Genomic DNA, 11504 nt, shown 5'->3' with positions numbered 1-11504 from the left:
CCGCCCGGAGGTGCTCCCGGGCGGGGCGCGGCGCACGGTGGCCGCCGGGGGTCAGCCGCAGGCGGCGCCGTCGCGGGTGAACGCCGTGGGCGTGCCGTTGGAACCCGTCGAGGTTCCCGTGAGGCCGACGGTGACCGAGCCGCCGGGGGCGACGCGTCCGTTGTAGGAGACGTTGGTGACCGTCACCTGGGCGCCGCTCTGGGTGAAGGCGCCGTTCCAGAGCTGTGTGACGCGCTGGCCGTCGGGGTAGGACCAGCCGAGCTTCCACGCCTGCCAGGCGCTGTCACCGGTGTTGGTCAGCTTGACCTCGGCCTGGAAGCCGCCCTGCCACTGGTTGGTGACGCGGTAGTCGACCGTGCAGGCGCCCTTCGGGTCGCCGGGGTCCGGCGGATCCGTGGGGTCCGGGGGATCCGTCGGATCGGTCGGGTCCGTGGGGTCGGTCGGCGAGGGGATGTCCGCGGTGTCGGCGTAGACGATGCCGCGGCCGTTGGTGGAGACGTAGACCCTGCCGTACACGCGCGGATCGCCGGTGATCGTGGAGCCGGTCCAGCCCCACTGGTGCTTGTCGTCGTTGACGCGTACCCAGTTCGCGCCGGCGTCGGTGGAGCGGAAGACGCCGCGGACGCCGCCGATCTTCGCACTGGTGTACAGGGTCTGGTAGGCGGCACCGGGGGCGGGTTTGCCGAAGCCGATGGTGTCGGCCTCCTGAACGCCTCCCACCTTGGTGAACGTGGCGCCGGAGTCGGTGGAGTGCCACAGCCCGTAGGTCTTGTCCTTGGCACCTCCGGCCAGCCAGATGTCGCCGCCGCGGCCGGGCACCGCCTTGAAGCGCACGCTCGTCCCGTCGGGCAGGCCGGTGGAGGCGCGCTTGGTGAAGGTGGCGCCGCCGTCGGTGCTGACGTAGAAGGCGCCGTCCTTGAAGCCGTAGAACTTCTTGGTGTCGACGCGGTCGGATTCGACGACGGCGCCGGCCGGGATGCCGGAGGAGGCCGTCCAGGAGGACCCTGAGCCGGTGTGCACGCCCGCGCCCTCCGGGCTCCAGACGTAGCGGCCGCCGTCCGCCGACACGGCGACCGTGCCGCCGCCCGTCACCCCGGAGGGGTCCGAACCGGCCCACCAGTTGGCGCCGTTGTCGGAGGAGAAGGCGATGTGGGCGCCGCTGTCCACGTTGCCGGCCCGCACCACGGTGTTCGGGTTCGACTCGGCGTAGTCCAGGCTGGTGGTGGAGGTGAAGTTGGGCGACTGGAACATCCTGGCCGGCACCGCGTTCAGGTCGGTGTGCCGGAAGCCGCCGATGTCGCCGAGGCCGCTGATGAGGGTGGCGCCGGAGGGCGGGGCCACCAGGTCGAGGACCGCTGTCTCCTCCAGTCCCTTCACCATCGGCTTGATGACGGGCTTTCCGCCCTTGTCCCACTGGGTGAGGTTCTCGGTGCCGAAGACGGTCGCTCCGGTGCCGTACATCATCCGGTCGGAGTCGAACGGGTCGATCTCCAGTGCCTCGGTCATCCAGCCGAGCTTGGGGGTCTCCTCGGGCGGTGTGGGGTTGGCGCCCCAGTTGAGCCAGGGGACGGAGGTGATGTCCATGGTGTAGCGGTTCGAACGGTTCGGGTAGGAGCTGTACTCCCAGGCCCTGGTCCACTTCGCGCCGCTGTCGGTGGTGCGGAAGATCTGCGTGTCCGGCCACCAGGAGCTGTAGCCGGTGACCATGACCGTGCCGGGGTTCTGCCGGTCGACGGTCAGACCGCTGTAGCCGAAGTAGGTGTCGGCCGCCGGCATCGGGCTGATGTCGCTCCAGGTGCCGTCGCCGGTGTCGTAGCGCCAGACCTGTCCGGTGGAGCCGTCGTAGGGGCCGCCGGTGTCGCTGTAGGCGAGGTACAGGTAGCCGTTCTCGGCGTCCAGGACACCCTTGTGGGCGAGCAGCCCGGTCGGCTGACCCGCCACGCGGGACCAGGTGGCGCCCGCGTCGGTCGAGCGGTAGACGTTGTTCTCCTTGTCGGCGACCCCGACGTAGATGGTCCGGGTGGCGGCGCCGGCGCTGCCGGTCGACTCGTCGAAGGTCACCCAGGAGATGCCCTGGATGTCGCCGTTGTAGCCGCCGGCGTCGTCCGGGTCGGCGACGTACGTGCCGGGGTTGGGGAACGAGGTGACCTTCGCCCAGGTGGCGCCGCTGTCGGTGGAGCGCCACAGGCCGTTGCCGCTGGGGGCGCCCAGGTACAGGACGCTGTTGCGGTGGGGGTCGACGGCCAGGCGCTCGCCCATGCCGCGGCCGGGCATGTTGCCGCCCAGTTTGAAGGGCAGGTCCGCCTTGGCCCAGGTCCCGCCCCGGTCCGAGGAGCGCAGGACGGCTCCCTTTCCGGGGTCCCAGTCGTTGGTGTAGGTGCCGACCGCGGCGTACACCTTGTTCGGGTCGACGCTGTCGGAGGCGAGGCCGATCACTCCGGTGTGACCCCAGTCGTCCCAGCCGACGTGGTCGAGCAGGGGCTTCCAGCTCTTGGTCGACTCCACCCAGCGGTAGGCTCCGCCGATGTCGGTGCGGGCGTAGGCGAGGTCGGGTTCGCTCCGGTTGAAGACGATGCCCGGAACGAAGCCACCGCCGTCCACGCGGACGTTCTTCCAGTCGACCGAGGCGGCCGCGGCGGCGGCCCGGGTGCGCGCGGGGCTGTCCTGCGGTTCGGTGGGCCGGGCCGCGGCGGCGGGTAACAGGGCGGCGCACAGCAGGCCGAAGGCGGTGGCCACGACGAGGCCGGCCCTCGGCACGCCGCGTCGCGGTCTCGGGGCGGCTGACGGCCGGGGCGGCGTGGTGGGCCGGGTGCGACCGGGCAGCGGTCTGCCTCTGGGGGGAGGGGACTCGTGCACAGCTCTTCCTTCCTCGTCGCCCCGGCCGCGCGGGCGGGGTGCGGCCCGTGGGGCGCCGGGGCAGGGGGGTGCGGGGCGTGGCCGTCGGGTCCGGCTCGATGGCCGCTTGCCGCACGCGACGGGGTACGCCCGGCTGGGGGCGGGGGAACTCCGTGGAGCCTCGGGCCGGTTCACGCCCGACTGGGAGCGCTCCCACTTTCGATCGGTCGCCGACCCGGCGTCAAGACGCGTGCGGAGTCGAAGAAATTCGACGCAGTCGAAGCGCTTCGACGACTCTGGACACGCGTGCCCGCCGGGGTTAGTGTCCTACCACCCTCGCTTCCCGCTGAGCCGTTCTACCCTCGGCGTCGAAGCGCTTCACAGAGCTTGGAGAGCCGGATGGTCACCCTCGCCGAGGTCGCCCAGCACGCCGGAGTCTCGGCCAGCACCGTCAGTTACGTCCTCAGCGGCAAGCGCTCCATCTCCGCCGGAACCCGGGAGCGGGTCGAGCACAGCATCCGGGAGCTGGGGTACCACCCCAACGCGGGTGCGCGCGCACTGGCCAGCAACCGGTCGAACATCATCGCGCTGATGGTGCCGCTGCGGACCGACATGTACGTGCCGGTGATGATGGAGATAGCGATCGCGGTGGCCACCACGGCCCGCACCCACGGCTACGACGTGCTGCTGCTCACCGGCGAGGAGGGTCCGGACGCGGTGCGCCGGGTCACCAGCAGCGGACTGGCCGACGGCATGATCCTGATGGACGTGGAACTCGACGACGAGCGGCTGCCGTTGCTGCGCGGCGGCGCCGGCCAGGGGCGGCCGGGCGGGGAGCAGGAGCAGCCCGCGGTGCTGATCGGGCTGCCGTCCGACACCAGTGGCCTGACCTGCGTCGACCTCGACTTCCGGGCCACCGGCGCGCTGTGCGTGGATCACCTGGCGGCGCTGGGGCACCGGGACGTCGCGGTGATCGGCGAGGCGCCCGCGGTGTACGAGCGGCACACCGGCTTCGCCGAACGCACCCTGGACGGGCTGCGGTCGCGGGGCCGGGAACTGGGCCTGCGGCTGCTGCACCGGCCGTGCGCGGGCGGGTACGACGCGACCGCGGTGACACTCGCCCGGATCCTGGACGAACGCCCGGACACCACCGGTTTCGTGGTGCAGAACGAGTCGGCGGTCGAGCCCCTGCTCGCGCTGCTGCGCCAGCGGGGCCGGGCCGTGCCCGAGGACGTCTCGGTGGTCGCGGTCTGCCCCGAGCAGGTCGCCGTGCAGGCGTCGGTGGCGCTCACGTCCGTCGCCCTGCCGGCCCAGGAGATGGGCCGGGGAGCCGTGGAGCGTCTGGTCGCCAAGCTCGAGGGGCGGGACGGTGACGAGGTCGTGCTGCTCGCGCCCGAGCTGACGGTGCGGGCGAGTTCGGGGCCGGCTCCCGCCTAGCCGTAGCCCGTCCCCGCGGGCCCCTCCTCGTGGGCCCCTCCCCAGGCCGCGGTCCTGTCCGCCCGCCGCCACCGCGCCACGGTTCCTGCCCACTTCCGTCCTCCCCCAGGAGCATGCCTCGTGACCCAGACCTCCGAGCCGCAGCCCAAGATCAGCCTCGCCCAGTCCTCGCCCACGGTGGGCGCGCTCCGGGAGCGGGATGGGGCCCTGGAGTGGAGCGGGCGCCAGGAGACCGTGCGGATCGAGCCGTGGGGGCCCGACGCGGTCAGGGTGCGGGCCCGCCTGGGCGGCCCGGTGCTCCAGGACCTTCCCGGGGCGCTGCTCCCCGAGGCTCCCGGCGCCGGGTGCACGGTGAAGATCGAGGGCGGGCGGGGCCGGCTCACGGTGGGCTCGCTCACCGCCGAGATCGACGCCGAGGGCCTGGTCCGTTTCCTGCGCACCGACGACGGTGGGGAGCTGCTGGCCGAGGAGCGCGCCCACTTCTGGTGGCCCGGGCCCCGGCTGTACACCGCGGTCGGCAACGGGCACCACCGGCTCGAGCAGCGGTTCGCCGCCTACGACGACGAGCGGCTGTACGGCCTGGGGCAGCACCAGCACGGACGGCTGGACCAGAAGGGCCTGGTCGTCGATCTGGTGCAGCGCAACGCCGAGGTCGGCATCCCGGTGCTCACCTCCAGCCGCGGCTACACGCTGCTGTGGAACAACCCGGCGATCGGCCGGGTCGAGCTCGCGTACAACGGGACCCGGTGGGTGGCGGACTCGGCCCGCCAGATCGACTACTGGATCACCGCGGGCGATCCGGCGGCGGGGCAGCGCCGGTACAGCGCGGTGACGGGCCGCACCCCGATGCTTCCCGAGTGGGCGGCCGGCTTCTGGCAGAGCAAGCTGCGGTACCGCACGCAGGAGGAACTGCTGGAGGTGGCGCGGGAGTACCGGCGCCGGGGTCTGCCGCTGTCGGCGATCGTCTGCGACTTCTTCCACTGGACGCATCTGGGCGAGTGGAGGTTCGACCCGAAGGAGTGGCCGGATCCCGCCGCGATGGTGCGGGAGCTGGAGGAGCTCGGCGTCAAGCTGGTCGTGTCGGTGTGGCCGTCGGTGTCGCCGCTGAGCGAGAACCATCCGGTGATGGAGCAGCGCGGCCTGTTCATCGGCACGCAGTACGGGCCGCTGGCGCACGCGGACTGGCCGGACAAGGAGGTCGCGAGCACGGTGCAGGTGGCGTTCTACGACGCCACCAATCCCGAGGCGCGGGAGTTCGTCTGGTCGCGGATCAAGGAGAACTACCTGGATCCCTACGGCATCACCGCCTTCTGGCTGGACGCGTGCGAGCCGGAGCTGAAGCCGGGGTTCCCGGAGAACCTGCGGTACTGGGCGGGTCCGGGTCTGGAGGTCGGCAACCTGTACCCGGCGGAGAACTCCCGGGCCTTCCACGAAGGACTCCTGGCCGCCGGCGAGCAGGAGGTGATCACCCTCAACCGCTCGGCGTGGGCGGGCAGTCAGCGGCACGGCGCAGCCCTGTGGTCCGGCGACATCGGCACGGACTTCGCCACGCTGCGGCGTCAGATCGCGGCGGGTCTCAACACGGCGTTGTCGGGGATCCCTTGGTGGAACACGGACATCGGCGGCTTCCACGGCGGCGATCCGCAGGACGCCGCGTACCGCGAGGTGATGGTGCGCTGGTTCCAGTTCGGCGCGCTGTCGCCCCTGATGCGTCTGCACGGCTTCCGCGAGCCCGGCATGCCGCTGGGCCCGGAGATGACGGGCGGCCCGAACGAGGTGTGGGCGTACGGGGAGAAGGCCGGGGCGGTCCTGGAGCGGTACCTGCGCCTGCGGGAGCGGCTGCGGCCGTACGTCCTGGAGGTCATGCGGGAGGCGCACGAGGAGGGGCTGCCGGTGATGCGGCCGCTGTTCCTGGAGTTCCCCGGTGACGGGGCCTGCTGGTCGGTGGACGACGCGTATCTCCTCGGACGTGATCTGCTGGTCGCGCCGGTCCTGGAGGCCGGGGCCACGGACCGGACGGTGTACCTGCCGGAGGGCGCGCGCTGGACGGACGCGTGGACGGACGCGGTGTACGAGGGCGGTGGGGCGGTGACCGTGGACGCGCCGCTGGAGCGGATTCCGCTGTTCCTGCGCGACGGTGCGGTTCTGCCGGTCCGGGAGCCGTAGGGCGAACCGCCGCCGGTTCGGTCAAGCACCGGTCTTCGAGCACCGGTCTTCGAGCACCGCCCGGTCCAACGGGTCCCGGACCGGGCGGTAGGGGCCGCCCGTGGGGTGCGGGCGGCCCCGTTCCTCTCGTCAGCCGGCGGTGACGGTCAGGTTGTCGGTGCGGAAGTCCATGCCGCCCGAGGACGAGGTGATCTCGTAGCCGAACTGGACGTCGCCGATGGTCTCGTCGCCCATCCAGCGCTTGGTGTCCTTGATCCAGCGGAGGATGGGCAGCATGTCGACCGTTCCGGAGGTGGAGCGGGAGGTGCGCAGGAACGAGAAGACCTGGTTGGAGCCGTTGTCGCCCTTGTAGACGTTCCAGGTGTGGCCACCGAGGGTGACGGTGCCCTGGGGACTGCCGAGCGGGCCGACCGGGCCGTACTGGTTGACCCAGAGCATGATCTCGTAGTCGTAGTCGGTGTCCCAGATGTCGTACGAGGTGTTGTAGGCCCCCGCGGACGGCACGCTGACGCTGTAGCTGCTGGTGAGGGTGCGCAGCGAGGAGATGCTGCGGTTCACGACCTTCTTGGAGTTCGGGTAGGACTTGATGCCGCCGGTGTTGGGGTGGTTGGCCCACACTCCCCAGTTGGTGCCGGAGTTGGCCCAGACGCACTGGGCGCCGGCGCCGGAGCCCCAGATGTTGTTGTAGAGGGTGTAGCCGCCCAGGTTCGTGTTGCCCCACTGGTCGCAGGTGTTCCAGACGGCGGCCTGGGCGGGTGCGGTGGCGAGGCCGGCGGTGACGCCCAGGGCGAGGGCGGGCGCCAGCAGGGCCTTGAGGAGGGTGCGGACGGTGCGGTTGGCCATGGTGGTCCTTCCATGGGTGGGGGGAACGCGGTCACCGCGTCCTGAGGGTCAGGACGCAGTCCTCGCCGGCGGCCAGGTCGAGCGACCGGGCTCCGGTCGAAGTCCTGAGTTCGATGCGGTGGGTGCGGGTGGGGCGCAGGACGGCGGTGGCGCCGTCGGGGGTCCAGGTCAGGTCGAGGCCGGCGCCGAAGCGGGTGCGGATGCCGCGCAATGCGCCGCGGGGGTGGGCCGGGGGCGGGGCGGGGAGCAGGACGAGGCGGTCGGGGGTGGACCGGACAAGGGCCTCGATGAGCACGGCGGGCAGGGTGTGGGCGGCGTCGGCGTTGTAGACGTCGCGGCGCGGGTAGTGCGAGCTCATCAGCGAGGCGTGGAAGTGGTCGCCGTGCAGGACCTGGTGGAGGGCGTGTCCGACACGGTCGCCGTCGTGGAGGCGGGCCGCGATCAGGGCGTGGTGGAGGTGGCCGTGGGCGGAGTCGTTCTCGGCGCCGCGCAGGCACAGGGCGCGGTGCGCGGCGGCGGCGAGTTCGGGGGTGTCGTGGGGGGTGATCTCCTCGAGCGGCCAGACGCCGTAGAGGTGGCTGAGGTGGCGGTGGTCGTAGGCGTCCTCGAGGCCGGGCCAGGCCCATTCGGCGAGTGCTCCGTCGGCGTTGATCCGGTGCGGCGGGAGGGCCGCGGCCAGGGCGCGCCAGCGGTCTGCGTGCTCCGGGTGGTAGGTGGCGGCGGTGAGCAGGGCGTGGCGGGCGGCGGAGAGGTCCATGGCGGCGTTGAGAGCGCCCCAACTGCCGCCGGTGGGGCGGTTCTCGGGTGAGTAGGAGGGGACGACGGCGAGTCGGCCCTCGCTGTCCGTGCGGGTGAGGAAGTCCTCGTAGAACGCGGCGACCTCGGCGAGGGCGGCGGCGGTGCGCGGGTCGCGACGGCCGTGGGTCTCGTCGTGGTCGACGAGTGGTTTGAGCAGCCAGTCGGCGCCGGCGGTCCACAGGTGGAGGGGGTATGCGCGGTCGAAGTGGTAGGCGTGGCCGGTGGCGCCGTCGGTGTGGGCGGGGGCGACCACGCCGCGGGCGCCGAAGACGGCGCGGGCGTTGTCGCGCCAGTCGGGCAGCTGGCGGTGGACGAGGGAGGCGAGGGCCGCGGTGACCTCGGGGAGGGCGGCGGCGGTGGCGGAGGCGGTCTGGAGGTTGAGGTTGGCGTCGGTGGTGAAGGCGCCGGACCAGGCGGTGTCCCAGTCTCCGGTCCACAGGCCGGTGAGGCGGGGCGGGTTGAGGCCGCTGGAGGAGAGCAGGTGGTAGCGGCCGGCGGCGAAGAGCCGTTCGGTGAGGGCGGGGCTGTCCGGCCGGGTGAGCAGCGCGGAGCCCGGCAGGGCGCGTTCGGCGGGGTCGGCGGCGAGGTCGAGGGTGACGCGGTCGTAGGCGGTGCGGTGGTGGGGCAGGTGGCGGGCGAGGAGGGCGTCGAAGGAGCCGCACGCGAGGTGGAGCAGGTCGCGCAGGGCCCGGCCCTCGGCGCGGGTGTCGCTCTCGCCGGTGTGCCGCCGGACCCGGGTGAGCAGCAGGACGGACCGGGCGTCCTCCACGCGTGCTCCCCGGGGGCCTGGGGTGGCGGCTACACCGGCGACGAGGGTGACGCCGGTGTAGCCGCGGGTGCTGCCCGGGTAGCGCACGCGCAGGCCGAGCAGGGTGCCGTCGGGGGTGAGGACGGTGTCGTGGCGGACGTCGAGTGTCCCGGGGGCGCCGGGGAGGCGGTGGTCCAGGGCGATGTCGAGGGCGGCGGCGGGGGCGGTGACGTGCTGGACGAGGACGTCGTCGGCGCGGGAGACGAAGAGCCGCGCGGTGCGGCCGGCGCAGTGGGTCGCGGCCACGCCGGTGCGGAAGTCGAGGGTGCGGCGGTGGTCGCCGAGGTCGCCCGGCGAGAGGCGCATGCGGATCCGGAAGGCGGGGTGGAAGGGCCGGACCCAGCGCAGCGGGCGGCCGTCGGTGAGGTCCTCGGCGGCGGTGCGGTCTCCGGCGAGGAGGCGGTCCTGGATCTCGCGGAGGCGGTGGGCGAGGCGGGGAGGGTGCCGGTCGTGGTCGTCCTGGCCGTCGGGGTCGGGGCGGACCAGGGTGTGGTGGGTGACGATCACCTGTTCGTCGTGGGGGTGGCCGAAGGCCATGGCGCCGTGCCGGCCGTTTCCGCTGAGGTAGGCGTCCTCCCAGCGGGCGGCGGGGTGCGGCTCCCAGGTGCCGTGGACGGGGGTCGCGCTCATGGCCGCAGGACCGCGGCGCCGCGGTGGGCGAGGGTGACCCGGTCGGTGCGGGTGGCGCCCGTCAGGAGGTCGTGGTGAGTGCCGGGGACGTCGACGGTGACCGGTTCGGGGCCGTGGTTGAGGAGGAAGAGCAGGGCGCCGCGGCGTACCGCTTCGACGTGGTCGGGCAGGCCGTCGAGGGGCGGCCGGATGCCCGCGGCGGCGGCCGCCCTGGTGAGCAGGGCGCGCAGCGGTTCGGGTTCGGGGAGGGTGGAGAGGTACCAGGCGCGGCCCTTGCGCAGGACGGCGGGCAGGCCGTCGAGTTCGCCGCCCTGGTAGGGCGTGGTCTCGTCGGCGGTGCCGTCGGCCTCCAGCTCCTCGGACCACAGGGTGCCGCGGAAGCCGGCGCAGCGGACGCTCTCGCCCTCCTCCAGCGGCCACCATTCGTGGAGGGTGCGGATGCCGAACAGGTCGCGCAGCCGGGCGTCCATCGTGCCGGGGCGGATCCGGTCGTTCTCGTCGGCCAGGCCGGTCATGTAGCCGCAGACGAGGGTGCCGCCGCGGGCGACGTGGGCGAGGAGGTTGTCGACGGCGGCGTCGGTGAGGAGGTAGAGCTGGGGGACGACGACCATCCGGTAGGCGGACAGGTCGTGTTCGGGGTGGGCGAAGTCCGTGGTGAGGTGGGCCTGCCACAGGGCGCGGTGCCAGGCGCCGAGGATGTGCGGGTAGTCGGTGGCGCGTGAGGGGCGGGCTTCCTGGTCGCCCGCCCACCAGGAGTGCCAGTCGTGCAGCACGGCGATGTCGGCGGTGACGCGGCCGCCGTGGACGTGCGGGGCGATGCGGGCGAGGTCGGCGCCGAGCTGCCTGATCTCCTGGTGGGTGCGGCCTCGCGGTCCCGCGTGGCCGAGCATGCCGGAGTGGAACTTCTCGGCCCCCTGACGCGACTGGCGCCACTGGAAGTAGCAGACGGCGTCGGCGCCGCGGGCCACCGCCTGCAGGGTCCACAGGCGGTTGAGTCCGCGGGGCTTGGGGTGGTTGACGCCGCGCCAGTTGACCGCGCCGGCGGCCTGTTCCATGAGCATCCACGGGCCGCGGGCCTGGGAGCGGGTCATGTCCTGCACGAGGGCGCCGCTCTGCGCGCCGAGCGGGTCGCGGGGGTCGGGGTAGAGGTCGACGGAGACGACGTCCTCCTCCTCGGCCCAGCGCCAGGCGTCCTGTCCCGCCCACAGCGGCATGAAGTTGGTGGTGACCGGCAGGTGCGGGGTGTGGCGGCGGACGATGTCGCGTTCGGCCGTGAAGCACTCGAGGAGCATGTCGGAGGTGAAGCGCCGGAAGTCGAGCACCTGGGCGGGGTTCTTCAGGTAGTGCGCGCGGCGGGGCGGCAGCACCTGTTCCCAGTCTCCGTAGTCCTGGCTCCAGAAGGCGGTGCCCCAGGCCTCGTTGAGGGCGGCGAGGGTGCCGTGGCGGTGGCGCAGCCAGTCGCGGAAGCGGGCCGCGGCCTCGTCGCCCCAGTCGTAGGTGCAGTACTCGTTGTTGATGTGCCACATGGTCAGGGCGGGGTGGCGGGCGTAGCGGGCCGCGAGGTCCTCGGTGATCGCGGCGGCGTGCCGGCGGTAGGCGGCGCTGGAGTGGGAGAAGTGCTGGCGGCCGCCCCACCACTCGACGTGGCCGTCCTCGTCGCGCGGCAGGGTCTCGGGGTGGAGGTGGCCGAGCCAGGGCGGCGGGGAGGCGGTCGGGGTGGCGAGGACGACGCCGACGCCGGCCTCGTGCAGGAGGTCCATCAGCCGGTCGAGCCAGCCGAAGTCCCTTTTGCCGGGCGTCGGTTCGAGACGGGACCAGGAGAAGACGCCGACGGTGACGGAGTTGACGCCGGCCGCCCGCATCAGGCGGACGTCCTCGTGCCAGGTCTCCTCGGGCCACTGCTCCGGGTTGTAGTCGCCGCCGAAGAGGATGCGGCCGCGGGTGACGTCGGCGAGGGTGGGACGGTTCGTGGGGGACGCGTCCATGG

The 11504-nt window shown here is 73.0% G+C and carries 6 protein-coding genes; 2 read left to right on the top strand and 4 right to left on the bottom strand.

The window, feature by feature from the left end; translation table 11 throughout:
- Positions 1–51 precede the first annotated feature (51 nt).
- A complete protein-coding gene (locus tag ACFRAV_RS18530) occupies positions 52–2736 on the bottom strand; it encodes a cellulose binding domain-containing protein (protein ID WP_382556800.1) in 2685 nt (894 codons plus the stop codon).
- A 498-nt stretch (positions 2737–3234) separates the two neighbouring features.
- Here ACFRAV_RS18530 and ACFRAV_RS18525 point away from each other — a divergent pair, with 498 nt between their 5' ends.
- Positions 3235–4272 (top strand): LacI family DNA-binding transcriptional regulator, encoded by a 1038-nt coding sequence (locus tag ACFRAV_RS18525; RefSeq protein WP_382556799.1) that lies wholly within the window; start codon positions 3235–3237, stop codon positions 4270–4272.
- 120 nt (positions 4273–4392) lie between these two features.
- The gene (locus ACFRAV_RS18520; protein WP_382556796.1) at positions 4393–6438 is read left to right on the top strand and encodes a TIM-barrel domain-containing protein; all 2046 of its coding nucleotides are present in this window, start codon (positions 4393–4395) and stop codon (positions 6436–6438) included.
- Positions 6439–6567: 129 nt separating this feature from the next.
- Here the strand turns inward: ACFRAV_RS18520 and ACFRAV_RS18515 are convergent, their stop codons facing one another.
- Genes ACFRAV_RS18515 through ACFRAV_RS18505 form a run of 3 tightly spaced genes read right to left on the bottom strand, consistent with a single transcriptional unit; the run spans position 6568 to position 11502 of the window.
- Positions 6568–7281, bottom strand: coding sequence for a hypothetical protein (locus tag ACFRAV_RS18515; protein WP_382556793.1), 714 nt, complete (start codon positions 7279–7281; stop codon positions 6568–6570).
- A 31-nt stretch (positions 7282–7312) separates the two neighbouring features.
- Positions 7313–9517 (bottom strand): glycoside hydrolase N-terminal domain-containing protein, encoded by a 2205-nt coding sequence (locus ACFRAV_RS18510; RefSeq protein ID WP_382556792.1) that lies wholly within the window; start codon positions 9515–9517, stop codon positions 7313–7315.
- Positions 9514–11502, bottom strand: coding sequence for a beta-galactosidase (locus tag ACFRAV_RS18505; RefSeq protein WP_382556789.1), 1989 nt, complete (start codon positions 11500–11502; stop codon positions 9514–9516). The genes ACFRAV_RS18510 and ACFRAV_RS18505 overlap by 4 nt, the downstream gene beginning before the upstream one ends.
- Positions 11503–11504: the final 2 nt, after the last annotated feature.

Source organism: Streptomyces sp. NPDC056600 (assembly GCF_042792855.1).
Taxonomy (GTDB): Bacteria; Actinomycetota; Actinomycetes; order Streptomycetales; family Streptomycetaceae; genus Streptomyces.
The sequence above is the reverse complement of the archived record's forward strand: the minus strand, read 5'-3'. Positions and strand labels throughout refer to the sequence as shown.

Bases quoted from the DNA above. Each gene is read 5' to 3' on its own strand.
- ACFRAV_RS18525 (WP_382556799.1), top strand. From the start codon at position 3,235: ATGGTCACCCTCGCCGAGGTCGCCCAGCACGCCGGAGTCTCGGCCAGC.
- ACFRAV_RS18515 (WP_382556793.1), bottom strand. From the start codon at position 7,281: ATGGCCAACCGCACCGTCCGCACCCTCCTCAAGGCCCTGCTGGCGCCC.
- ACFRAV_RS18510 (WP_382556792.1), bottom strand. From the start codon at position 9,517: ATGAGCGCGACCCCCGTCCACGGCACCTGGGAGCCGCACCCCGCCGCC.
- ACFRAV_RS18505 (WP_382556789.1), bottom strand. From the start codon at position 11,502: ATGGACGCGTCCCCCACGAACCGTCCCACCCTCGCCGACGTCACCCGC.